This is a genomic window from Candidatus Thiodiazotropha endolucinida (assembly GCF_001715975.1).
Classification (GTDB): Bacteria; Pseudomonadota; Gammaproteobacteria; order Chromatiales; family Chromatiaceae; genus Thiodiazotropha; species Thiodiazotropha endolucinida.
The window spans coordinates 196,924-223,037 of the sequence record NZ_MARB01000003.1 but is presented as its reverse complement, the minus strand read 5'-3'; the positions used below and the strand labels follow the sequence as shown (position 1 = coordinate 223,037).

Annotated in this window: 17 protein-coding genes; 8 read left to right on the top strand and 9 right to left on the bottom strand. The window is 51.9% G+C overall.

Annotated elements, in window-relative coordinates:
• The first annotated feature begins 283 nt into the window (after positions 1-283).
• Both CODIS_RS03645 and CODIS_RS03640 read left to right on the top strand, forming a co-directional pair.
• Positions 284-1,516 (top strand): efflux RND transporter periplasmic adaptor subunit, encoded by a 1,233-nt coding sequence (locus CODIS_RS03645; protein WP_235615118.1) that lies wholly within the window; start codon positions 284-286, stop codon positions 1,514-1,516.
• Positions 1,513-4,632 carry an efflux RND transporter permease subunit gene (locus tag CODIS_RS03640; RefSeq protein WP_069121363.1) on the top strand — a complete coding sequence of 1,040 codons (3,120 nt, stop codon included), beginning with the start codon at positions 1,513-1,515 and terminating at the stop codon, positions 4,630-4,632. The genes CODIS_RS03645 and CODIS_RS03640 overlap by 4 nt, the downstream gene beginning before the upstream one ends.
• Before the next feature lie 211 nt (positions 4,633-4,843).
• Here CODIS_RS03640 and phbB read toward each other — a convergent pair whose 3' ends face one another.
• Positions 4,844-5,566, bottom strand: coding sequence for an acetoacetyl-CoA reductase (phbB, locus tag CODIS_RS03635; protein WP_069121362.1), 723 nt, complete (start codon positions 5,564-5,566; stop codon positions 4,844-4,846).
• A 39-nt stretch (positions 5,567-5,605) separates the two neighbouring features.
• Positions 5,606-6,793: an acetyl-CoA C-acyltransferase family protein gene (locus CODIS_RS03630; protein ID WP_069121361.1), complete on the bottom strand. Its 1,188-nt coding sequence runs from the start codon at positions 6,791-6,793 to the stop codon at positions 5,606-5,608.
• A 261-nt stretch (positions 6,794-7,054) separates the two neighbouring features.
• On the opposite strand from CODIS_RS03630, the gene CODIS_RS03625 reads away from it, so the two are divergent.
• Positions 7,055-7,261, top strand: coding sequence for a hypothetical protein (locus tag CODIS_RS03625; RefSeq protein WP_069121360.1), 207 nt, complete (start codon positions 7,055-7,057; stop codon positions 7,259-7,261).
• A gap of 164 nt (positions 7,262-7,425) precedes the next feature.
• Here CODIS_RS03625 and CODIS_RS03620 read toward each other — a convergent pair whose 3' ends face one another.
• The 7 genes from CODIS_RS03620 to metE all read right to left on the bottom strand — a co-directional run bounded on the left by CODIS_RS03620 (position 7,426) and on the right by metE (position 20,449).
• The gene (locus CODIS_RS03620) at positions 7,426-8,397 is read right to left on the bottom strand and encodes an aldolase catalytic domain-containing protein (RefSeq protein WP_069121359.1); all 972 of its coding nucleotides are present in this window, start codon (positions 8,395-8,397) and stop codon (positions 7,426-7,428) included.
• Between the two features lie 181 nt (positions 8,398-8,578).
• Entirely contained in the window at positions 8,579-9,436 is an 858-nt protein-coding gene (locus CODIS_RS03615) for an HDOD domain-containing protein (protein ID WP_069121358.1), read from the bottom strand.
• 313 nt (positions 9,437-9,749) lie between these two features.
• Complete coding sequence (locus CODIS_RS03610; protein ID WP_162420122.1) at positions 9,750-12,617, bottom strand: diguanylate cyclase domain-containing protein; 2,868 nt, start codon at positions 12,615-12,617, stop codon at positions 9,750-9,752.
• A 599-nt stretch (positions 12,618-13,216) separates the two neighbouring features.
• Positions 13,217-13,447, bottom strand: a complete 231-nt coding sequence (locus CODIS_RS03605; RefSeq protein ID WP_069121356.1) for a hypothetical protein — start codon at positions 13,445-13,447, stop codon at positions 13,217-13,219.
• A gap of 2,051 nt (positions 13,448-15,498) precedes the next feature.
• Entirely contained in the window at positions 15,499-16,032 is a 534-nt protein-coding gene (locus CODIS_RS20385) for a universal stress protein (RefSeq protein ID WP_083220532.1), read from the bottom strand.
• Between the two features lie 15 nt (positions 16,033-16,047).
• Positions 16,048-17,775: a TRAP transporter permease gene (locus CODIS_RS03595; protein ID WP_069121354.1), complete on the bottom strand. Its 1,728-nt coding sequence runs from the start codon at positions 17,773-17,775 to the stop codon at positions 16,048-16,050.
• Positions 17,776-18,172: 397 nt separating this feature from the next.
• Positions 18,173-20,449: a 5-methyltetrahydropteroyltriglutamate--homocysteine S-methyltransferase gene (gene metE / locus CODIS_RS03590; RefSeq protein WP_069121353.1), complete on the bottom strand. Its 2,277-nt coding sequence runs from the start codon at positions 20,447-20,449 to the stop codon at positions 18,173-18,175.
• Between the two features lie 104 nt (positions 20,450-20,553).
• On the opposite strand from metE, the gene CODIS_RS03585 reads away from it, so the two are divergent.
• From CODIS_RS03585 to sufB, 5 genes are all read left to right on the top strand, one after another.
• Positions 20,554-21,441 carry a LysR family transcriptional regulator gene (locus tag CODIS_RS03585; RefSeq protein ID WP_069121352.1) on the top strand — a complete coding sequence of 296 codons (888 nt, stop codon included), beginning with the start codon at positions 20,554-20,556 and terminating at the stop codon, positions 21,439-21,441.
• Between the two features lie 174 nt (positions 21,442-21,615).
• Complete coding sequence (locus tag CODIS_RS03580; RefSeq protein ID WP_069121351.1) at positions 21,616-22,029, top strand: bacteriohemerythrin; 414 nt, start codon at positions 21,616-21,618, stop codon at positions 22,027-22,029.
• Between the two features lie 213 nt (positions 22,030-22,242).
• Positions 22,243-23,619, top strand: coding sequence for an L-serine ammonia-lyase (locus CODIS_RS03575; RefSeq protein WP_069121350.1), 1,377 nt, complete (start codon positions 22,243-22,245; stop codon positions 23,617-23,619).
• A gap of 62 nt (positions 23,620-23,681) precedes the next feature.
• Positions 23,682-24,359, top strand: a complete 678-nt coding sequence (locus tag CODIS_RS03570) for a hypothetical protein (protein ID WP_069121349.1) — start codon at positions 23,682-23,684, stop codon at positions 24,357-24,359.
• Between the two features lie 315 nt (positions 24,360-24,674).
• Positions 24,675-26,114, top strand: a complete 1,440-nt coding sequence (gene sufB / locus CODIS_RS03565) for a Fe-S cluster assembly protein SufB (protein ID WP_069121506.1) — start codon at positions 24,675-24,677, stop codon at positions 26,112-26,114.

The window sequence follows — 26,114 nt, the reverse complement described above, 5'->3', positions numbered from 1 at the left end:
TAACACTCATCCAATACGCCCTGCTGGGGCTGTTATTGTGCCAAGCGGGGCAGAATGAGCGAGATGTAGTCATCCTACATGAGCCAATGATAACGCGGCTGGTGGCGAAAACAGCCCCAGCCCTTCAGGCACAACAGAGCGCATTGGGTTAGTGTTAACAGGTCCTGAAAGCGTTTGGAGGATTCTGACCCGCATTGTGCCGCCATGGAACTCGACCGGCAGGTATGCTCTCAAAATGCTATCAAACCCATTATCAATAAAACCTCTCCCGCTGAGGGATATAGTGAATAGACTTTCAATAGCCACTGCACTGTTAAATTTCAAAGGGGTGCTGACTGAGACAATCAGTTGGGATTCTGCCGCCAATTTTCTTCCGGTAAGAAACAATGTGGATGTGACGCTTGTGACTCCCATGACTGGAAAATATTCCGCCAATGGCTTGTTGGTCTGGCCATACCTGTTGTTTTTAATACTGATCTCCACGTCCGGCTGGGGTGCGGAAAAGCCGGCCCCCCTGGTAATCGTTGCGGAAGTCATCGAGGATGATTTCATCGAGCGGATTGAGGCATTGGGTACACTCAGAGCGAATGAATCGGTCGAATTGACAGTGAATGTGACGGAGACAGTCAGCGCGATTCATTTCGATGACGGTGAGCGGGTTGAGACCGGACAGGTGTTGGTGGAGATGACAAACAGTGAGGAGCATGCCCTGTTGCAGGAGGCCAGGGCCACTCTCAATGAGGCCAAGCGCCAATATAACCGGGTCAGTCGGCTCGAATCTCAGGGAATCGAGGCGCAGTCACTGCTCGATCAGAGACGGCGCGAAGTGGATACCGCTCGCGCTCGCCTGGCGGCCATAGAATCCCGTCTTGCGGATCGGCTGATCACAGCGCCCTTTTCTGGTGTCATCGGTCTGCGCAACATCAGTGTCGGCGCATTGGTGGAAACCGGCGATACCATCACCACCCTGGACGATGACACCACCATGAAGCTGGAATTTGCTGTGTCATCCGTCTATCTCGCGGATCTGCAACCCGGCTTGATGATTCGTGCCCGCAGTCGAGCCTTCCTGGATCGTATCTTCGAGGGTGAAGTGAAGGTCGTGGATAGTCGGGTCGATCCGGTCAATCGCTCGGTCCTGGTGCGAGCCATGATTGCTAATCCGGAGAGATTGTTGAAACCGGGCATGCTGATGACAGTCGAGCTGTTGCACAATCCCCGTCGTACCCTGCTGATACCCGAGTCTGCGCTCATGCCAAAGGGTAGCGATCAGTTTGTTTTCGTTGTTGAGGGTGAAGAGAATCGGGTGGAGAAAAGGAAAATCTCCATCGGATCACGTCGCCCCGGTGAGGTTGAGGTGGTCAGCGGATTGATGATCGGTGAGCGTGTCATCACCCATGGCACGGATAAGGCCAAGGCCGATGGGAAGGTACGTATCAAGGGCGTGCAGAAAGGCGAGGTTGCCATCGATGCCTTACTCAAGCCATTGGTCAAGGCCACCAAGGGCAAGCCATGATCCTTTCTGACATCTCAGTCAAAAGACCGGTCTTCGCTTCTGTCCTCTCGCTGTTATTGATTGCCTTCGGTTTGGTTGCCTTCGATCAGCTGCCGTTGCGCGAGTACCCCAATATCGATTCACCGATCGTTTCAGTGGAGACGATCTATCCCGGTGCGGCCGCCAATGTGGTGGAGACGCGTATCACCCAATTGATCGAGGATAGAATCGCCGGTGTCGAAGGGATACGATTTATCTCATCGGTGAGTGAAGATGGACGTTCCGCAGTGACCATCGAGTTTAACGTGCAGCGGGACATAGACGGTGCTGCCAATGATGTGCGTGACCGGGTATCGGCCATTCTGGATAACTTGCCGTCGGAAGCCGAGCCGCCGGAGATCCAGAAGGTCGACAGTAATGAAGATGTCATCATGTGGCTCAACCTGGTCAGTGACCGGATGACCGTACCCGAGCTGTCCGATTATGCGCGGCGCTACCTGGTTGATCGCTTCTCGGTGCTCGATGGCGTGGCCCGGGTGCGGGTGGGCGGCGGCCAGACTTTTGCCATGCGCATCTGGATCGACCGACAGGCCCTTGCGGCACGCGGCTTGACGGTAACCGATGTGGAGCAGGCCTTGCGCGCCGGGAATCTGGAGTTACCCGCCGGGAGCATCGATTCCGTCGACAGGGCATTCACGGTACGGGTGGACCGGACATTTCACTCCGCTGACGATTTCGCCAGGCTGGTGCTCGCCCGGGGAGATGATGGTTATCTGGTGCGGCTGGGTGAAGTGGCCCGGGTTGAAAAAGGTGCCGCAGAGACGCGTACCTTCTTCCGCGGCAATGGTGTGCCGATGGTCGGTATCGGTATCATCAAACAGTCCACCGCCAACACCCTGACTGTGGCCGAGGCGGCCAAGGCAGAGATGGAGCGGGTCAATACCAACCTGCCCGAAGGTATGGAGATCAAGCAGAGCTTCGATAGCTCTGTATTCATTGAGAGGGCTATCAGCGAGGTCTACAAGACCCTGTTTATCGCCATTCTTTTGGTGGTTACCGTGATCTTTCTCTTCCTCGGCAGCGTGCGTGCAATGATAGTACCGGCGGTGGCGGTGCCGGTTTCACTGATCGCCACGTTTCTGGTGCTGCTGATACTCGGTTTCACCATCAATATACTGACCCTGCTGGCCCTTGTGTTGGCGATCGGCCTGGTGGTGGATGATGCCATCGTGATGTTGGAGAATATCCATCGTCGTATGGAGGAGTATGGCGAGTCTAGGCTTGTGGCGGCTTTTCGCGGCGCCAAGCAGGTTGCCTTTGCGGTGATCTCAACCACCGTAGTGTTGGTCTCCGTGTTCACCCCCATCGCTTTCCTCGGGGGTGATCTCGGACGGCTCTTTTCAGAGTTTGCCCTGACCATGGCAGCAGCGGTCGGCTTCTCCAGTCTGGTCGCCCTGACGCTGTCACCCATGCTGGCATCTCAGATCCTGCCTGCCGGCAATGTCGGCAGGGTAAGCCTCAGCCGATGGGTGGACGGATTGTTTGGGCGTATCCGGGATATCTATATCAAGACACTTCATGTGGCAATGCGTCATGTATGGCTGATGCTGTTGTTGTTCGCCGGTATCGTGGCGATGGCTTACTGGTTGTTGCAGCAGATACCGGATGAGTATGCCCCCAAGGAGGACAGGGGTGCCTTCTATTTGATCGTCAACGGTCCGGAGGGCGCCTCTTATGAATATATGAAGGAATATATGGATGAGATCGAACTGCGCATGATGCCCTATGTGGAGTCCGGCGAAATCACACGCCTGCTGGTAAGGGCGCCTAGGCGATTCAGTAACTTCGCGATCTTCAACGGCGGTATCGTCATCAATGTGTTGAATGAGTGGAACTCGCGCCGCAGTGCCTGGACGATCATGAATGAACTGCGAAAAAACCTCTCCGATCTTCCCGGTGTGAAGGTCTTCCCGGTGATGCGCCAGGGCTTTGGCCGACGCATACAGAAACCGATCCAGTTTGTGATTGGAGGGGGTACCTATGACGAGTTGGCGGAATGGCGGGATAGGCTGCTGCAACAGATCGAGCAAGACAATCCGGGTCTACTGGGTCTCAACTGGGACTATAAGGAGACCAAACCGCAGTTGAAGGTGGATATCGACTACGATCGGGCGGCGGAACTGGGTGTTACCGTCGAGACCATCGGCCGTACACTGGAAACCATGTTCGGTTCACGCAGGGTAACGACCTATATTGAGCAAGGGGAGGAGTACGATGTTATTCTTGAAGGCGAGCGCGACGATCAGCGTACCCCTACAGATCTGAATCATCTCTATGTCCGCTCCACAGCCAGTGGTCAGCTGGTGCAGCTCTCCAATCTGGTAACGCTGCGGGAGGTCGCCGACTCGATCAGCCTGAATCGCTATAATCGCGTGCGCGCCCTGACTATCGAGGCCAATCTGAAACAGGGGTTGGCCTTGGGTGCGGCGTTGGAATACCTTGAGGGGTTGGTGCGTGAGCATCTGCCCGCCCATGCCATCATCGACTATAAGGGGCAGTCCAGGGACTACAACACCGCAGGCAGCTCCGTCGTATTCGTGCTGATACTCGGCGTGGTGGTGGTCTATCTGGTACTTGCCGCACAATTTGAAAGTTGGTTGCACCCATTGATTATCATGTTGACCGTGCCCTTAGCCATGGCGGGGGCGCTGCTGGGTCTCTATCTGACAGACCAGACGCTGAATATCTACAGCCAGATAGGTTTGATCATGCTGGTGGGACTGGCGGCAAAAAACGGTATCCTGATCGTTGAATTCGCCAATCAGCTCAGAGATGCGGGCAAGGCATTTTCAGATGCCCTGATAGAGGCGGCCCATGTGCGATTTCGCCCGATCGTGATGACCGGTATAACCACGGCTGCCGGCTCGCTGCCTTTGCTGTTATCAGCCGGTGCGGGTTCTGAGACACGCACTGTGATAGGCACTGTCATCCTCTCGGGTGTCATTGCCGCGACCCTGTTTACCCTCTATATCGTACCTGTCGCGTACCATCTCCTGGCCAGGCACAGCGGATCACCTAAGCAGCTCAGCCAGCAACTGGAGAAGGAACTGACGGAACAGCAGAGCCAGCTGGATTAGCGTGAATAATCATAAAACCAATCATGTAAGCAGCATTATTTCGCCGCTACAATACGCAAATCACCACATAACAACGCTAGTGGAATAGTAAATGGCTTCAGCGGCAGCCATGCACATCGTCATACCATTAGCGCTTGTTATGTGGTGATTGGCGTTTATTTGCGGCTTGTTCCTTGTCTGGTTAGTAGCTTCCTGATTAAGGGGAGAATCCTTAATACATATGTTGACCTCCATTCACAGAAAGCGTCGATCCGGTGATGAAGCTTGCATCGTCAGCAATCAGGAACAAAACGGAACGGGCAATATCTTCCGGTTCTCCAAGACGCCCAACCGGTATTGTCTTGATGATTTTCGCCAAAATATCCTCCGGTACGGCACGCACCATGTCGGTTGCTACATAGCCCGGCGCCACAGCGTTGACGGTAATGCCTTTGGTGGCGCCCTCCAAGGCCAAGGCTTTTGTGAAACCATGGATACCTGATTTCGCCGCCGCATAATTGACCTGTCCATACTGTCCGGCCTGGCCGTTCACAGAACCGATATTGACAATGCGGCCGAAACCCCGCTCACGCATACCACTGATGACAGCGTGACAGGCATTGAAGCATGAGGCCAGATTGGTCTGGATGATCTTGTCCCATTTTTCAAAGTTCATTTTATGCATGGTGCCGTCTCGGGTAATGCCGGCATTGTTGACCAGGACCTCAATTGGTCCGATCTCTTCTTCAATCTTTGCGATTCCAGCCTGTACCGCATCAAAATCGCCGACATCGAACTTATAGGCGGGGATGCCGGTACGCTCAGTAAATGCCTTGGCCGCCTCTTCATTACCGCCGAAGTTTGCGGCAACCGTGTAACCCGCATCTTTCAATGCTACAGAGATTGCCTCACCAATTCCGCGTGTTCCTCCAGTCACTAATGCTACACGTCCCATAGATCATCTCCTCTGCTAGATTGTTGATTTATTGTTTATTCAGATACGCTCGAAGGCTGCTGCGATACCCTGACCGCCACCGATGCACATGGTGACCAGCGCATTGCGTCCACCGGTACGCTGTAGTTCATGGATTGCCTTGGTTGTGACGATTGAACCGGTCGCTCCGATGGGGTGGCCCAGGGAGATGCCGCTGCCGTTGGGATTGGTTTTATCCATTGGAAGATCGAGGTCTCGAATCACAGCCAGGGCCTGGGCCGCAAAGGCCTCATTGACCTCCAATACATCAAAGTCGGCGATTGACATGCCCGTATCCTCCAGAAGCCGCTTGACCGCGGGTACGGGACCTATGCCCATGTATTTGGGGTCACAACCGGCAAAAGCGTAGCCAATCAGCCGTGCCATCGGTTTGAGCCCCATGGCTTGCGCCGTCTCTGCCGCCGCCAATACTACGGCTGATGCGGCATCATTGATGCCGGAGGCGTTTGCAGCCGTGACTGTACCGTCTTTCTTGAAAATAGGGCGTAGCTTGGCCATGTTGTCCATATCGGCATCGGTACGAAAATGTTCGTCTTTTTCGAACAGTATCGTGCCTTTGCGGGACTTAATCTCGATTGGCACAATCTGTTCTTTAAAACGACCCTCTTCCCAGGCGGTTGAAGCGCGTTTATGGCTTTCGACGGCCAGCTGATCCTGTTCCTCACGGGTTATTCCCCACTTCTCGGCAATATTCTCCGCAGTGATTCCCATATGGACATTCTCGAAGGGGTCCGTGAGTGCGCCTACCATCATGTCGACAATCTTGCTGTCCCCCATGCGCGCGCCCCAGCGTTGGTTGACTGAAGTGTACCCGGCGCGGCTCATACACTCGGCGCCACCACCAATAGCGACATCGCAATGGCCGGTTTCAATTTGCTGGGTGGCCGAGACAATCGCCTGCAGACCACTACCGCACAGGCGGTTCAAGGTAAATGCAGGGGTATCGACCGGCAGGCCTGCGTTTACCGACGCAACGCGGGACAGATACATATCTCTCGGTTCTGTGTGAATAACGTTTCCCAATACGGTATGTCCAACAGTATCGGGATTAACCCCGGCACGTGCGACCGCCTCTTTTATGACGGTTGCCGCCAATTCGCACGGAGCAATATCTTTAAGGGTGCCGCCATATCCGCCAACGGCTGTACGTACTGCGCTCAATACGACTATGTCGCGGGTTGTTCCCATCTCCTCCTCCGTATCATTAGTGAATTCTATCTCAGCATAAATATATTAGCATGGAAAAATCATCCGATTGTAAATTGCTTCTCCCGGTAGTGGCACAAAGTGAAAATGGCTGTTACGGCGCTGGGAGAAAAAGCAGCACCAATAAAGCAGTATCGAGAATAACGCCCCTGTGATCTTGGCCGATAAATCAGCACACATATTTCTTTAACGCTTATCCACAAAATAAGAGGGGTAACCTTATGTCAAATATTGAGTGTAAAGATGCCGGGAATCGGCGCTCACACTGATATTTATGATGCCATTGAACGCATCGGCCTACGAGCTGAACAAGTGGATAAACAGCGCTTTGCAAGTCATCCGCTGGTTACTGTTCATGATGAAAAGTCGGGGATGACCGTTAACATCAATCCAATAGGTTCTGTTACACCTGAAAATGAGCTAATCGAGGTGCTGGAATCTTATTCCTAAATACGAAGACAAGCACATGGAGCGCAAGACATGCGCAGAAGCATGTGCCAAGGCTGCTGATAAACCCCTTGCCTGATCATTATACGATTACCGGATGATTCAACCTCGCTGGCTCCCCAACACTTTGAGGGTGTTGGGGAGTTGAATCGCTCTATGACTTTTATTCAAGAAATAATGCCTTCGTCCAGGCGGCTTGATTCAATCAGGAAATCGTAGCAGCGATCACGATTCTTCTTGTCCCCGCGCAGCTTCATGGCGGCGCGCGGGTGTTGATTGAGGTGTCCGCTGATACCATAGATGTCATTGAATCCCCATTCGATCTCTTTGCGCAGAGGGACGAACTCCTCCTGGATCGCTTTGTATATGGGTTCGACGTCAAACTTGGGGTTCTTCAAGAAATTGAGCAGCAGTTCAAGGTTACAGTTACCCGCGCCGCGACCGATGCCATTGATGGTTGCATCGAGAAGGTTCACCCCGTCGATAATCGCCTGCTGGGTATTGGAGAAGGCGAGCTGTTGATTGTTGTGCGCATGAAATCCCAGCTCCTTGCTTGGCGCATATTTCTTGTAGAGATTCAGGTAATCGGTCACCTGTTCGGAATAGAATGCGCCGTAGCTGTCGACGAGATAAAGGTAATCAAGTTCGGCAGTCTCCTCAACCTGGTTGAGGGCTTCGATCAACTCGGTACGAATGGCGGCAGAGCAGGCCATGATATTGATGGTTGTGTCGTACCCCATGTCCTTTGAGCGTTTGACCAGGTCCAATCCTTTGTCGATGTCGGGGACATAACAGGCCACGCGCGCCATGTCGAACGGACTTTGATCTCTGGGTTTCAGGCTATTGAAATCCACCCGTCCGATATCGAACATCACCGCGATCAAAGGTGGGTTTTCACATTCATGGGAGTCGATAATCATCTTCAGATCATCATCGTCACAGAAGTTCCATTTGCCGAATTTATCCCGACTGTACTCCTCACTGACGGCAAGCTTCTTGCCCAGTTCGATAATATCCACAGCGGAGTCGCAGGCAGCGCGATAGACCGCCTTTACGAAATCATCGGTAAAATGGTAATTGTTGATCAGACCGCCGTCGCGAATGGTACAGTCAAGGACTTTGAGCTCTTTGCGAAACACGTTGGAATTCCTCGTGACATCAGGTGGGATTGAATCTGCTGATTCTAGCCGATCGCATGCGCACGTACTATAGGTGAGTTTCTGGACGGATCGATATCATCATGAAATGAATTACAGGTTAAATCGATAATCTGTGCGCTGACAGTCAGAGCAATGCCATTGGGGTTAGCGATGACTGGCCCTAGGAGGCCTTACTGAGTGGTGCGAGTGTTTCCAATAGCTTATCGACCTCGGATTCGACGGTTTCCAATATTTCGAGGCAGATCTCAGATGAGACATTGGCGCTATCCAATGCCGATGGATGAGGTTGCAGCGTCCCCTGGCCAAAGGGTTGGTTTTCATTCCAGGACCTGGATAGAAGTACGGCGATGTGTACGATAGAGGTCTCCAAAGAGAATTTTCTGGAGCGCAGGGGTTCCGGATGGAATTCGGTTGTTTCGATCAGGGAGTCCGGCAGTTGCCACTGTCGCATCAGGACAGCGCCAACCCGGGCATAATCCAGACCCAGCAATTCGCGTTCGACCTCCACTGGTGGCAGTTGTTGTTCTCGAGCCAGGCTATCGGCCCTTATGATCTCCTGGGGAACGCTTTGATAGAGGATCAGGTGGCCGATGTCACTCAGCAGGCCGGCGACAAACAGTCGCTCACTATCCAGCACCCCCCGTCGCTTGGCGAGCTGTTGGGCGGCAAGTCCGCTGAACGCGCTGCTTCTCCAAAAACTACGCATATCCAGGTGGGCGGGATCGATTCCGCTGAAGGCGTGGGCGACGCAGGTTGTCAGCGCCAGATCGTGGATTTGCTGGGCGCCGAGCATACTGACGGCTCTTATCACGGTCTCTATTCGGCCGGCAAGGCCGAAATAGGGACTGTTAACCAGTTTGAGCACTCGGGTCGTCAATGCCGGATCTGTACTGACCGCATCGGCTATTTCGGTAATCTCGTAGTCGGGTCGCTCGACCACCGATTTCAGTCTTAAGTAGGCTTCAGGCAGGCTGATGAGTTTGGCTTCGCGGGTCACCTTTTCCCAGAGGGTTGGCATTTTATTACCTCAAATCGCTGCGTACCCAATCACTTGGCGCCACGGTACTATTGCTTGCCTCCGGTTTCAATGCGCAGCATGAAAAAAATATCAGTCGGTGGCATATAAAGTGATTATATCAGCCCTGCGCCATAATCGAAGTGCGGATTAAAGGCGGGAACGTATGGCCGTGGTGTCTGACTCGCCAAAGGATGGTGTGATTCCGTCGTATCGAATTGGCAATGGCCCCGGATAGGTGCCGGTGAGCTGTCTGTTTGGTGCCCGGCTTACTGCTTTTATTGTGCCACCGGGCCTCCAGCCAACCGAATGTCTGTCAACCGTTATAGGTTTGAAGTAGATCAGTGGCTTGTTCCATCGTGACAGGATCGCTGTAGAAGGATCCCTGTATCTCATCGCATTCAAGCTGTGAAAGCATATGCTTTTGAGTCTCAGTTTCCACACCGATGGCTGCAACTTTTAAGCCGAGGCTTTTGGCCATGGAGATGATTGCTTTAACAATAATCAGGTTTTGGCTGTCGGGGAGAGTGCTGTCGATGAATTCCCGGTCAATCTTGATATTCCTTATGGGCAGATTATGCAGGTAGCTGAGGGACGAAAATCCCTTCCCAAAATCATCCAGAGTAAACTGAATTCCGGCTTTACTCATAGTATGCATTGCTGCTTGAGTCTGTTCGAAGTTTTCAATAAGTGTGCTCTCAGTGATTTCAAGTTCGACTTTGTTGGGCGGTATCTTGCGCTTGTTGCATATTCGAAGAAACCTTTCACTGAGTGTTGACTCCTCTCTTAATTGGACAGGTGAAAGATTGACTGCGATACGTAGGTCGCAGAAGCCCATTTTGTGCCAGCGACGCAGATCCAAACAGGCTTTTTTAAAGACCCAGTTTCCCAGCTTGTTAATCAGACCGGTATGTTCGGCAACAGGAATAAAGTCGTCTGGCGGTATGGGTCCGACCTTGGGATGTGTCCAGCGGGTGAGTGCTTCCATGGATGTAATAAGGCCGGTTTTGGCATCGATCTTCGGCTGGTATACGACCTCAAACTGTTGCTGAATTATGGCTTTATAAAATTGCATCTCCAGCCAAATGTCGTGGAATGCATTTCGGTTGAGGTCTCTGGAAAAGAATTTAATGTTATTGCTTCCAGGATTGCTTTTGGCAGCGTGTCTGGCGCTATAGGCCATTTGCAGAAGGTCGAAAGTGGTGTCGCCGTCGTGTGGATAGAATGCGGCGCCAACACTGAAAGAGACAAACAGCTCCTGGTTATCGACTTCCATGGTTTTCTTTAGTCTGCCAAGAATACGGCGTATTACCCATGTTACGGATTTAATATCTTTGATATCGCTGAGAACCAGGGCGAATTCGTCGTTGTTCAAGCGGGTTATGGCGGGAATTTCATCGTCCTCCTCTTTATCCAGCACTGCGACGGTGTCGGATCTACGGAGTGAATCGATCAGTCGTTCAGCGACGATTTTCAGGATCTGATCGCCTATTCCTTGCCCAAATGCCTTGTTGATGCGTGAAAAGTTATCGATGTCCAAGGAGACCACGGCAACCGCGTGTTTGTTACGCTCTGCCCTGATAATGTCTCTCGAAACGCGGTCATCGAATAAAAGTTTGACGGGTAAACCTGTTAATTCATCACTTTTACCCAGTTTGCCTATCTCATCTCGGGTGTACTCAAGCTCGGATTCAAGCCGCTTGACAATCGTTTGAAGATTATCTACTTCAGCCTGCAAGAGACCCGCAGTTGCTGAGTCGATCGCATTTTCAGGTGCCGGAATGATCTCTTCTGCTTTGTCGTTATCCCGTTCTATATTTTTCTTCAATCCGGGTTTCCAAACGATGACCTGATTTTTGCCTTGCTGTTTAGCTGCATAAAGCGCATCGTCTGCGTTGTTGACCAGTAATATCGAATCTTCCATCTGCTGTTGTAAGGCAGCAAGGCCGAAGCACAGCGTAACCTGCTGACGATTGGTGAACAATGTGCGGCATTTATTCTGTATGTCCAGGCGCAGTCGATCTGCGATGGTCGTCGCCTGTTTGATATCTGCATTCGGCAATGCCAGTGTAAACTCGTCACCACCATATCTGCCGACTACATCCTCGGGCCTTGAATTATTGTTCAGGATCTCCGCTACAAGCTTGATGATTTTGTCACCGTTTGCATGGCCATACAGGTCGTTTATCCACTTGAAATTGTCGATATCGACCATCATGAAAACCAGGTCGTGTCCTTTCGATCTGGACTGCTCAAATAACATATCAAGCTTATCGAAGAAGGCGCGGCGATTGAGGCATCCGGTGAGTGGATCTCTTGTCGCGAGATACTCCAACTCAACGGTTTTGTCCCGCAGCGCCTTTTCGGAACTCCTCAGTTTTCTGAGTGTGGAGCTGAGTTTTCTATGCTGCTTTTCCAGATCGGTAAGATCATCGAATGTGGCGAGTACGCCACGGATGGTTCCTAGCGAATCAAAAATGGGTGCTGTATTGACTGAGAAGGTCTTTGTCTTATTGCTATATTCCAGACGTACCGGTACCCCGGTTTTGCGTTCGCAATTGTACAAGCTGAAATGCCAGGGCAGGATATCACCATCCATGCCGCCCTCTCTCTGCTTCCACTGCATATGGCCGATTTTTTTACCAATAACCTCTTCTCTATTTTTTTGTCCCGTTTTTGCTATAAACGAGTCATTGGCCAGGACTATCCGCTCTTTTTCATTGACGATGACAAGTCCTTCGGAGAGCGCATTAAACGCGTTTCTGACTTTTTCGGGGATAATTGAAATCGTGTCGAAATGTTGAGTGAATTTCTTATTGAAAAATAGATAAGTGATCAGGATGAGTAATAGGGTGATGAGTGCGAATACAGCCAGTTCGATCAGCGAATATTGCATCACATCCGATGGGTGGCCAAAGGCCAATTCAAGCGTTCCCAGCACCCGGTCATTTTTCTCTATGGGGACCTTTATCTCCTTGTAGATGGGGCGATCCGTGACAAGTTCCCCGGAATGCGAATGGTGTCCTCCGACTTCCAAGTGTATTCCGTCATTGAGATAGACGGTCGCGGAGATAATTGCAGCATGTTCTTCTACGACCTCATTCAGCAGGGACTCAACGGATGGATGGTGGTCAAGCGATGCCAGCGATGACAGGCGTGAAGCTGTGCCAGTGGCCGTCTTCATCTGGTTTGATTCTTGACGCCGGTCCCCCTCTGGGGCGCTGTTCGACAGCTGGAGCAGGGTGAGTACTCCAAGTGTGATGATGATAGCGACGATGCCTAGTTTGTATGAGAGGATGAGTGGACGCATCTGAATGGTAGAGGCTTTGCCGGTTCGACAGGTGTTTGGTTGTTTGTCACGGTATTAAATTCAGCAATTTGTTAAATATATGTCACAGTTTTTGTATCGACGGATTCCTCATTTTATTTAGTACGCATATCAATACGAGCATCATTGAGAAGAGAGATACGCAGGTGACGTGAATGGACATGGAAGTATCTGCTAGAGTAATGTAACCTATTGAATAAACAATAAAAATGTGTCATTTTGTTTTCTCTCTGCGCCCGGACCGAAACAGCGGCATGCCCCGTTTGTGGTGTGCAGACAACCAAACGGATCATATTTGACAGGTGTAGGGACCACGTCTGGTCAAGCGTGAAATCCCAACAGGTGATTTGCTGCGGATCTCAATTGAGACTTTTTATAATTTACACAAGTCGGCAGAGCAACCGGGAATGGGTATTGCCATGACAGACAGCCGGGTTGAGTTGAATGCCCGTGCCTTAATTGCCATATAGCGATTCCATCTTGCTGGTGATACGGCTTTGATTCTTTACTTCATTCAACGGGTATTTCACGATGACGCCATATCGTTTCAGTTCTCCGATCCTGATTTTCGCATGGGGAACTTTTTTGCCCAATTCTGCCGCGACTTTCACATTATGTCGTTCGAGACAGTCGCGCTTATTGGTCAGGCCGCAGTAATTCGCCGGCTGACTGATAACATCGATCAATAGTTCAAGGTGGTCGTTGGGACAGGGAAAACTGCTGTTTCCCCGACGATAGACCCGTTGACCAAAAATTCATGTTATTCAAGGTGCTGGAGGTGAATGATATGCGGATATGATGTTTTATGGTCACCGGTCATCCGCTTCTTGACTACACTTGGTTAACTGTAACAGAACTGTCATAAAGGATTGCTATGGTCATTGGAAACACGGGTGGAGATCGTGAGTATTTTAGGCGCCAAGGGGCAAGATATGGGTAAATTTGCAAGCAAGTTACGCATTGGGGAGAAGATAGGATTCGGCTTTGGTCTGGTGGGTCTGCTGTTTCTTGGTGTAATTTGGCAGTATCACTCGACACTGCAGCAGTCGCTGGCTGACTACCAGCGTCTCCAGGATGTCTATGGTGCAAAAAAGAGCTACGCGCTGGAGATCGAAAACAGCATGCTCGAGGCGCGCCGGGTAGAAAAGCTGTTTCTTATCGATCGTAGCGAAGCGCGTGTGGAGGAGGTAGGCGGGCATGTGCAGGATGTACTCCGGTATGCAGAAGAACTGGGAAATATCGATCAGTCCGCCGCCAAAACATCGAGTCGAATCAAAGAGCTCAGCCTTGCCTACAATCAGCAATTCTTGATGATTGCTGACGCCTGGCGAACAAAAGGACTGGATCATAATTCGGGTCTGCAGGGGGCATTCCGTGATACCGTGCATGAGCTGGAAGCAATGGCAGGCCGTTTTAAAGTGGGAAACCTCTATTTGCAACTGCTGCAAATACGACGAGGAGAGAAGGATCTCGGGCTACGACGTGAAGCGCAATACCGCGACAGGGTTTTTCAGCTTATCGAAGAGTATAAACAGAAGTTAGCCGACTCGGAGCTGGAGCAGCCGGTACAGGAGAAGTTTTTGCAGGAGATCAATACCTACCGCGATACTTTTACGGCCTATGCGCGTGATGTACTTGCGAATCAGAACGTCGCAGGCGGTAAGGGACCGTTTTGGCAAGCAGCCCACCGGCTCGAAGCGCTCATCAACGGTCATTACATACCCGACCTGGAACAACATATCCTGCAACTTAGGCGGCGGGAAAAGGACTACCTGCTCAGGGGTGACAAGGTCTATGTGGACATGGCGCTCCACGAACTCGAGCTTATCAATGCCCAGGTCAAGGGGTCTGACATCTCCATGACGGATAAAGCCATGTTTGGTGGGTTATTGGCAAAATATAAAAATGACTTCCTGGCACTGGTAGAGCAAAACAGAAGAATTGAACAGGTCACTGAGGAGATGAAAAAGGCGGTATCCGAAATTGCCGGCCTTGTGGACGACAATGTGGTCAGCGCCAACCAAACGATGAATCAGATGGCGTCGGATATCAATCTCTCGTCCAGAGAGAACGAGAAACTGATGTTGTGGATTGTAGCCGGTGCTGTTTTATTGGGAATATTCTTTGCCATTACCATCACACTGCGCATTGTACATCCGCTGCGGAAAATGGCGGGTATCCTGGATCAACTGGCGTATGAAGAACCGGCGGAACGAATGCCGTTTGTTCCCGAAGGACGGGATGAGGTTAATTCCATGGCCGAGTCGGTCAACACGATGGCCGACCACAAGGCGCGTTTTATCGCCTGGTGGAAGATGTCGATGGAAGAGGCCGATGTCTGTGAGCAGCTTAAGAAGGTCATCACGGCGGGTGACGGGCAAAAGAATCAATCGCTTGGAGAGGCTGAAAAGGAACTGTTGAGCGCAATTGCGGCAAGGAGAGAGTTACTCGCGGAACAATATCGTGAGATATCGCGACTCAACAGGGGTATATCCGAGCGGGCGGAAAGGTTGCTGAAGGAGCACCACAAGGGTGAGTCGGGTACCTCGATCAATACGATTTACCATTTGACGCAATCGATACGCAATATTCTTGAGATGACGGCGACACCGCACAATTCCAAAGCGATGACAGGCCCTAGTGATGGATTCGGGGGAGTGAACGGCGTAGCAGACGAAAGGCCTTACATTCGTCTATCTGCGGGGTATATCGCTTATCGGTTCCATAGGCATGCAAGTCATACAGGAGGAATGGGTATTACCATGACAGGCACTTTGGTGTGGCGGATGACGCGACGTGCGGTGTCTCCCATCAGGCCGCCTTGCAGAATGCCTTGGCCGCGCTTGCCGATGACCACCAGGTCGTAGCCGCCGGAGTGGGCCTTTTCCACGATTCTGTCACCCGGTTCGCCAATGTCGACGGCCACATCGTAGGTTACATAGGGTGAATCGTCACTGCTGTCCATGCATTCTTCGCAGAACTGTTCGATACCCTCTTTAATCGAGGTGTCGCTGCGTTTCCGATTCACCAGGATCTCCCTGGCCTCTTCCACGTTGCGGTTTCTGATCTCGTTCCAAAGCTCTTCATTGAAGTACCCTTCGAGAAACTTCTCGAACTCACGGGATTCCACCACGTGGAAGACGGTCAGTGCGGCATCGTAGGTATGTGCCAGACTGGCGGCATGAGGAAAGGCCAGGCGGCCCTCTTCGGAGAGATCGGTGACATAGAGGATCTTTTTATAGCCGATACGGGGTAGTTTTCTATTAGGCATATCCGATCTCGCTTATCAGGTCTTTACCGGTGATTTCTTGAACCAATCCAGCCAGATGCCGCTGAGCAACCAAGCGTAACCGTAGGTGCCGATGAGGATCAGTATGAAGGTGACGGCGATATCCTTCACTGTGCCATCCAGTGAAAAGCCGGGTACATAGCCGAACAGGAAGGGACCGAGGTAGAGGAACTTGGCGAATTTGAATGATGTGAAAGCGGTCTTCCACATATTCGCCTTGGCGATTGTGGCGCCGGCGAAAGCGGCGATACAGACCGGTGGCGTGATGTTGGAGTCCTGCGACAGCCAATAGACAATCATATGGGCGGCAATCGGGTTGACGCCCAGTTCGGTGAGTGCGGGTACCGCAACAACCGCTGTAATCAGATAGGCTGCCGTGACCGGAACACCCATACCGAGAATCAGTGAGGCCAAAGCGATTAACAGAATGGTCAGCCAAAGTTTGCCATCCGCAAGCTCGATGACGATATCGGCGAAGGTAAGCACCAGCCCGCTGTAGGTGAGTACGCCGATGATAATACCGATCACGCCCACCGTGGCGCCGATCTTCAAGCTCGATTCAGCGCCGGCGCGGGACGCTTCCAGGAAGCCTTTCAGATCGATGCGTGTACCCTTGCGGAACCAGCTGACGACAATACAGGCCACAATGCCGAGGATAGCTGAGTAGCCGGGCGAGTAACCGAGCAACATGAAGATGGTGATAATGACCAGCGGCAGGACGTAGAACCACTCCTTTTTAAGTATCTCCTTGGCGCTCTCTTTCGATTTCTCGCCCACAATGTTGAACCGCTTGGCCTCATAGTGGACCATGACGAATACACTGAAGAAGTACATCAGGGCCGGAAATATGGCCACCAGCATGATCGTGGAGTAGGGTACGCCGGTCAATTCCGCCATGATAAAGCCACCGGCTCCCATGATAGGCGGCATGAACATACCGCCGATGGAGGCAGCCGGTTCGATGCCGCCCGCCACGTGCGGTCTGAATCCGGCCTTCTTCATCATCGGTATGGTAAATGCGCCGGTGGAGACGGTGTTGGCGATGGCGCTGCCGGAGATGGAGCCGAACAGTCCTGACGCGATGACAGATACCTTGGCTGGACCACCGATCTTGTGACCGACAGCGGCAAGGGGGAAATCGATGAAAAAGCGTTGAGCGCCGCTCCTCTCCAGGAAAGCGCCAAAAATCACGAACAGGATGATATAGGTCGCCAATACATTGGCCATGATGCCGAACACGCCATCGCTCTTGTAAAAGATGCTGGTGCACAGGTCAGGGAAGGTGTCCCCCGCATGCGATATCATCTCCGGGGCGTACTCGCCATACACGCCATAGAGCAGCATGACCGCACCGATAATGACAAACACGCTGCCGACTACCCGCCTGGCAAGTTCGACGCCTATCAGCACGCCGACCATGGCGATCCACTTATCGAGTTCGGTCTCTGCACCGGCACGATAGTTGATGGCCTCGAAATTGACAATCCAGTAGCCGATCGACCCGATGGATGCCGCGATCAATATATAGTCCCACACCCGACCCCAGACAGTGGGTGTGCGGTAGAGCATGAAGACGAGCATATAGGTGATGATGATATAGATGCCGCGGTGGTACTGGGTGGCGGCGGGTTCCAAAACTGCGGAGTAGGAGTAGAAGAGCACCAGTCCCAGTGCCAAGGCGTCGAACATGATCTGTTCGATTTTATGGAGTTTTTCATAAAGCATCGTATGATCCGCTAGCTAGGGCCTGTTCAACGCTGAAAGAGATCGCCATATGAGAGGTTATTCTTCCGGCTATTTGAATATTATTACTCTTAATCCTTATCTCTACCCAGTATCGCTCTGCGTCTGGATGTGGCGGTGTGACGATCCCGTTGACACCGGTGCGATAAGAACAACCGGATTATGAAGCCGATTGTTAACACGCTATATACTGTAGTGATAATGCGCCGTTCTCGTTGTTATCTTGGCATTTAAACATGATGCGGTCGAACTGAGTTCTTACGCCTTTTGATCCATACAACATAGACGAAAAAGATGATCTATGCCAGCAGGTGGCCAAACAATCAGCCAATTCATGGCCCGTGAAGCGGATCATGACGTTGGCTTCATGTTGCATGGCTTAAGCGGATGACTCGCGCAGTAGACCTGCGGCCCGCTGCATGGCTTCAAGCGCCGGTACCACTTCCTGCCAGCGTCTGGTCTTGAGGCCGCAGTCGGGATTGATCCACAGTCGATCTGCCGGGATCCGCTGCATTGCCTGCCGCATAAGCGTCATCATCTCATCGAGGGATGGGATGTTTGGGGTGTGAATGTCATAAACACCCGGTCCGATTGCGTTAGGGTAGTCGAATGCCTCAAACACTTCCAGCAGCTCCATGTCCGAACGGGATGTTTCGATGGTGATCACATCCGCGTCCATGGCGGCGATTGCCCCGATTATGTCGTTGAACTCCGAATAGCACATATGTGTATGAATCTGGGTCGAATCCTGCACGCCGTTGGCGCATACTCCGAATGCATGAGTGGCCCATTTGAGGTAACCCTGCCATTCACTGCGCCTTAGAGGCAGTCCTTCCCGCAATGCCGCCTCGTCAATCTGGATGATCGCAATTCCGGCCTGTTCCAGGTCGAGCACCTCGTCTCTCAAGGCGAGCGCCAGCTGAAGGCAGGTGGTCGCACGGGGCTGATCATCGCGCACGAATGACCAATTGAGCATGGTGACCGGGCCGGTGAGCATCCCTTTCAAGGGTTTTGTCGTCAGGGATTGGGCATAGTCTGTCCACTCGCCGGTCATGCAGTGATGACGTTCGATATCACCATAAATAATCGGCGGCTTTACGCAGCGTGAACCATAGGATTGCACCCAAGCGTGCTCCGTAATGGCAAAGCCATCCAGCTGTTCGCCGAAATATTCCACCATGTCGTTGCGTTCCGCTTCACCATGTACCAGCACATCCAAGCCGATCTCCTCCTGCTGCCGGATGCAGTAGGCGATCTCCTGTTTCATGGCCTTTTTATAACTATTCCAGGTCAACTTGCCGTTACGATAATCCCTGCGGCATTGACGTATCGAACCGGTTTGGGGGAAGGAGCCGATCGTGGTGGTGGGGAGGGGTGGCAGATTTAATCTCTGCGCCTGTACCTGGCTGCGGACCTCATAGGGACTTCGACGTTGTGCCATCGACGGAGTGATTTCCGCCATGCGCTGATGAACGGACGGCACGATCACCCGCTGAGATCGTTTGCGTGTGAGCAGAGCGTTGGCGTTGTTCTCCAGTTCGGCGCTCACGCTGTCTCGCCCCCGATTGAGCGCAGTGGCGATGAGTTCAAGCTCAATCAGTTTCTGTTTGCCAAAGCTGCACCACGATTTGATCTCCGGATCGAGTTTTTGCTCGCGTTCCAGGTCGAGTGGAACGTGCAGGAGTGAACATGAGGGAGCGATCCATAGCCGTTGCCGGAGGCGGCTATGGATCGGCTCCAGCCACGCCAGAATAGCGTTGAGGTCACTCTTCCAGATATTTCGACCATCGATAATACCCAGGGACAGGATCTTATGCATGGGTAACCAATCGATAATCCGGCTGACCTCCTCCTGTTGTCGGCTCGCGTCGATATGCAGCCCGGCAACGGGCAGTTCGCATGCCAGTTGCAGGTTTTCCCGCAACTGACCGAAATAGGTGGTCAGCAGCAGTTTGACCGGGCTGTTTTGCAGTTGGTAATAACTATTGCGCAAGGCATGTTGCCAGGTTGCGCTGAGTTCGGTCACCAGTATCGGTTCGTCGATCTGCACCCACTCTACGCCAGCCGCTGCAAGTTGAGTCAAAAGATCGGCATAGATGGGCAGCAAACGCTGCAGTAGATCGAGTTTATCGCTGCCGTCCTTGCTTTTACCCAACCAAAGATAGGTGACCGGGCCAATGATAACCGGTTTAATCCGCCTGGGGTCAGTGCCGGTTTCGGTGATTCGCGTGAGCAGTGTATCGATCGCCAACCGAAATTCCGTGGTGTGCTGAAACTCCGGTACGATGTAGTGGTAGTTGGTGTCGAACCATTTGGTCATTTCAGCAGCCGCCACCGGCGGCGTGTCCTGATTGGAAGCGCCCCGGGCAACCTGAAAATAGTCATCAAGGGTGGTGATCCCCGCTTCCTGCCGGAAACGGGGCGGGATATTGCCGAATAGAAAACTGCTATCCAACACCTGGTCGTAGAGCGAAAAATCTCCCACTGTCAGCATGTCCAGTCGAGACTGCAACAGCAGATTGTCCCGGCGAATTTTAAAGGCCGTCTGTTCCAGCTCCCGTTGGTCAAGCTCCCCCCGCCAATAGGCCTCGAGGGCAAATTTCAATTCTCGCTTGGTACCGATGCGGGGCAGTCCGAGGTGATGTGTTGTGACCATAATCCTTGCTCTGATATGTGGTTATTACCAGAGCGCTATTGTAAGTAGGCAAATTATGAAAATATAATGATCATATTGCTATAAAATATGAAAATATCTCATATATGATAGAGCTGACCCACCTCAAGATCATCGCTGCCCTGAAGCGTCATGGAACGCTCACTGCCGCAGCCAATGCACTCTTTCTCAGCCAGTCTGCACTTTCACACCAAATACGATCTTTAGAGGAAAAGCTGGGTGTTGAACTTTGGCAGAGGCAGGGGCGCCGGTTGAGGTTGACCCGTGCCGGCATACAGTTATTGAAGACAGCGCATGAAATTCTGCCCATCCTGGAGCAGACTGAACAGACCTTAAAAGCCTTGGCTGAAGGGAAGCAGGGGACATTGCGTATCGGAGTAGAGTGCTATCCCTGTTATGAATGGTTGAAGGACGTTATTACTGACTACTTGAGTCGTGAACCGGATGTGGAGGTTGATATTTTTCACCGTTATCAATTTGCCGGACTGGAAGGGCTATTGAATCGCCATATCGATCTACTCATCACTCCGGATAGGGTGGAACAGCCCGGGCTTGGTTTCGATACGCTTTTCAATTATGAGTTGATGCTTTTGGTATCCGATTCCCACCCGTTGGCTGATGCATCATGGATTGAGCCGGAGCGGTTGGCGCAGGAGAACCTTATCACTTTTCCGGTGGCGCCGGAGCGTCTGGATATCCTTACCCTGTTCCTATGGCCGGCGGCGGTGAGAACGATAAAACAGAAGCAGATTGAATCATTCGAGATTATGCTGCAGATGGTGGCCTATAATCGTGGCATCTGTACTTTACCGGACTGGCTGGCCGTCAAAGTATGTGCGGAGTTGCCGCTGAAAGCGCTGCATTTAGGGAGTCAAGGCATCAATAGGAAGTTGTATGCTGCCTATCGTCATGAAGATGGAGGGATCGGCTATCTGCAGCGATTTCTGAAAAGGGCAAAAAGATTTAAACCCTAAGGTAGGCGTTTTCAGGATAAAATAAGATCCTCGCACCATGGAAACAAAACAGCTGAGCAGACGTATGTATCCTCCATCTCATCATGGATACACCGATCTATGAAGATCAGGTACCAGGTTGCAAGTGGAATCTTTGATTAATACGGGGCGGTGCAATAGATCGGTGGCGGACCAATGAAGAGATTTCTTACTTGGCGGGATGACTGGTATCTGGGGATCGATGAAATCGATCAGCAACATCTGCATTTAGTGGAGCTGATCAATCAGGTGGCAGACTCGGTAATGACGCAAAATTCAGAATCGAGTAATGACGGAGGTGCGATGCGGCTGGTGTTGCAACTTCAAGAGGAGACCCGGCAGCATTTCAGGGATGAGGAGGCCTTTATGCGTAATCATGAATATCCCCAGGTCAGCAGTCATCATCGGGAACACGCACTGCTGCAGGCTGAGTTGAGTGATTTGATAAGGGAGATAGAAGAGGGGAAACGCAGGCTCGATATAGAAACCCTGACTTCACTCAAGTATTGGCTTATCGATCATGTCATAGAGAGCGATATGGATATAGCCCGTTACATGAACAGTCGATAAAGACCATGCAGGGACAGAGGCTGTTGGCCTGTACGTTACAACTTCAAAAGCCTACCATGATAATACAGCAGTATATGCGGTGATACTGTCCACAGCTCAGGCTGGCTGTGTACGCGGTCAATCACAGAGCCAAACAATCAGCATGGACTGAGTGATGTATAAAACGGTCGATGATATAGAAAAATGCATTGAAGCAGTCGGGAGTTGGCTGGCATGGCAGTGAGTGTTTTCGATCTCTTCAAAATCGGTATAGGCCCTTCCAGTTCCCACACCGTCGGGCCGATGCTGGCGGCCAAACGATTTGTGGAAAAACTGTCGGATGAGCGCCTTCTAAAGGTTACACACAGAATTCAGATAGAGCTGTTCGGGTCATTGGGAGCCACCGGCAAGGGGCATGGGACGGATAAGGCCCTATTACTCGGACTCATGGGAGAGTCGCCGTCAACGGTGGATGTCCAGGCCATACCGCAGCGGATCGATGCTATCCGCGAGCAGAAATCAGTGGTGCTGGGCAGTGGGCTGCAGCTCTGCTTCGATATGGAGGGTGATCTTCAGTTTCATCGGAAAAAACAGCTCAAACTGCATGCCAACGGGATGCGGTTCACGGCCTTCGACGATAAGGGGAAGGAGATTTCACAAAACCATTTTTATTCCGTTGGAGGTGGTTTTGTGATTGAGGAAAATGCGCAAGGCGAAGTTGTTATCAGCGAGGATAAAACCCTACTCAAGTATCCTTTTCATAGTGGCGAAGAGTTGTTGCGGGTCTGTGACGAGCAGGGGCTCTCCATCAGCCGGCTGATGTTGGAGAATGAAAAGTCATGGCGTAGTGAACAGACGATACGCGACAGTTTGCTGCAGATATGGCATGTCATGCAACAATGTGTGGAACGGGGTTGCACCACTGAAGGGGTGCTGCCGGGTGGGTTAAAGGTTAAACGACGCGCTCCACGACTCTATAGGCAGCTCAGTAACGATGCGGAACTCAACCAAGTGCCGCTTGGCACCATGGACTGGGTCAATCTGTTTGCCCTGGCGGTCAACGAGGAGAATGCCGCCGGAGGCCGGGTGGTGACCGCTCCAACCAATGGGGCTGCCGGAATTGTTCCCGCGGTACTCCACTACTATTGGCGTTTTTCACCGGGAGCAACGGAGGATGGTGTGATCCGATTCCTACTCTGTGCCGGTGCGATCGGTATCCTGTACAAAGAGAATGCCTCGATTTCCGGTGCCGAGGTGGGTTGTCAGGGTGAGGTCGGTGCCGCCTGTTCCATGGCCGCGGGTGCATTGGCCGAGGTATTGGGCGGCACGCCGCGCCAGGTTGAAAATGCCGCGGAGATAGGAATGGAGCACAATCTGGGCTTGACCTGCGATCCCGTAGGTGGTCTGGTGCAGGTGCCGTGTATCGAGCGTAATGCCATGGGTGCGGTAAAGGCCATAAATGCCGCACGCATGGCCTTACGGGGAGACGGGTCACACTTTGTTTCACTGGATAAAGTCATAAAAACCATGCGAGAGACCGGCGCGGATATGAAGACAAAATATAAAGAGACATCGAGGGGGGGGCTGGCAGTCAATCTTGTCGAGTGTTGAATTTGATCTAAAAAAGAGGAAGGATTCGCTGAATCTGACCGATAAAGGATGAAGAAACCAATATGAATGAACAAGGCGTTTTTTACAGCTGGGAACAGGCCTGTGACTACGTCGGTGACAGTCGTTTTCTGCATGAACTTGAAGAGTTCTATTTTCACTTCAACGGGTTCGCTTCTGTCGAGGTGGAGAGCGGAACCTTCGACAGGGTCTATGTGGATGGTTATCTCAAGCTCTACGCCACTGATGTCAACGAGCTGAAAAAGAATCTGCCGGTCACCTACAGCAGTGCCATCATCGATCACAACATCACAATCAATGGTGTTGTTCGTGATGACCTGTTTCAGAAATTTCTGGTATTTGACGAAGAGCTGCTCATTGGCGATGGGAAAGGCGGAATGGATAATGAGTTCAACTATCCCGCCGACATGCACTTCAACCACGACGATTTGAATCGAGTCTGTGACACTTACGGTATACAGCGTCCGCATTCAGAGCCTCAATCCAAGCCTATTGTCGTCAAGGATGAGGTTACCCTGCAGGTGATCGGAGCTCTCGCCTGTATGCTGGCCATGAACAACGATCTCGAGGCCTCGCTGCACAACCAACGGCACATATCGGAAATCATTATCGACGATCTTTTTATTATGCTCAGCGGTATGGGGATAGAGGTCGACGGTAAACAGAAATTCCTCTATGAAAAACTTATTTCAGAAGGTGTGAAAAGCATCATCGAAGGTTGATCTGTCTTTCGGGAAACCCTTGTGCCGCTGGGGTATGGTGTCCCGACAAATAAGTAATGAATGTTGTTACTTATTGTATTTACTAGTTATTTTCAGCCCACCCGATTTCACATAAGCGATTACCTTAGTATTTCTCTAGGGTATAGCCCTTGCAAAATATAATTCCTGACTATATTACTGTGTTATTAGGTTTCAGCAGTCGGCCGGCATTGGCCAGGGGCAGTAAGAAATGAATCTATTTCCGCAATCTGTTTACCCGATTCCATTTGCTGTAACAGCCGCAATTGCATACCGCTGGAGAGATGAGATATGGGTATGACAGACAGTAGTGTAGAGAGTCTCATAAGCACCGGATATGCCGAGGGATTCGTCACCCGGATCGAATCGGATACGCTGCCGCCAGGTTTGGACGAGTCGGTAATCCGTGTCATATCGTCACGCAAAGACGAGCCGGAATGGATGCTTGAAAAGCGCCTCCAGGCGTATCGCCATTGGCTGAGTATGCAGCAACCGGACTGGGCTGCCATACGTTATCCCGCTATCGATTTCCAGGCAATCTCCTACTACTCCTCACCGAAGAAAAAACCGCAACTTGCCAGCCTTGACGATGTGGACCCGGAGTTGCTGGCCACCTACGAAAAGTTGGGGATTCCCCTGGACGAGCAGAAGGCGCTGGCCGGCGTGGCGGTGGATGCGGTTTTTGACAGTGTTTCGGTAGCGACCACATTCCGGGAGACATTGGCTGAAGCGGGTGTGATCTTCTGCTCCATGTCGGAGGCGATACGCGAATATCCGGAACTGGTGCAGCGCTACATGGGATCGGTGGTCCCCTATAAGGATAACTATTTTGCCGCTTTGAACAGCGCGGTTTTCAGTGACGGAACCTTTGTCTATATACCCAGGGGTGTGAATTGTCCGATGGAGTTGTCCACCTATTTTCGTATCAATGAGGCGCAGACAGGGCAGTTTGAGCGTACCCTGATTGTCGCCGAAGAGGGTAGTCAGGTCAGTTATCTGGAAGGCTGTACCGCACCGATGCGGGATGAAAATCAACTCCATGCGGCAGTCGTGGAGTTGGTGGCCATGACAGATGCAAAGATTAAGTATTCGACGGTGCAAAACTGGTATCCGGGCGACAGTGAGGGCCGAGGCGGTATCTACAACTTCGTGACCAAACGGGGGGATTGCCGGGGTGACCGTTCACACATCTCGTGGACCCAGGTTGAGACAGGGTCTGCGGTTACCTGGAAGTATCCCAGTTGTATCCTGCGTGGCGATGACAGTGTGGGTGAGTTCTATTCCGTGGCGGTGACCAAGGGCAGGCAACAGGCGGATACCGGCACCAAGATGATCCATATGGGCAAGAACAGCCGCAGCACCATCGTATCCAAGGGTATATCGGCGATGCAGGGCAGCAACACCTATCGGGGTCTGGTACGTATTGCAGCGAAGGCGGAAAACGCGAGAAATCACACCCAGTGCGACTCCCTCCTGATCGGTGATCGTTGTGGCGCCCATACCTTTCCCTATATCGAAGTGAAGAATCCCACTGCTCAGGTGGAGCATGAAGCCACAACCTCGAAGGTGAGTGAGGATCAGCTGTTCTACTGCCGTCAGCGTGGCCTCTCGGATGAGGATGCGGTGTCGATGATCATTAACGGCTTCTGCAAAGAGGTCTTCAACGAGCTGCCGATGGAGTTTGCCGTTGAGGCTCAGAAGTTGCTTGCTGTAAGTCTGGAAGGGGCGGTTGGTTGA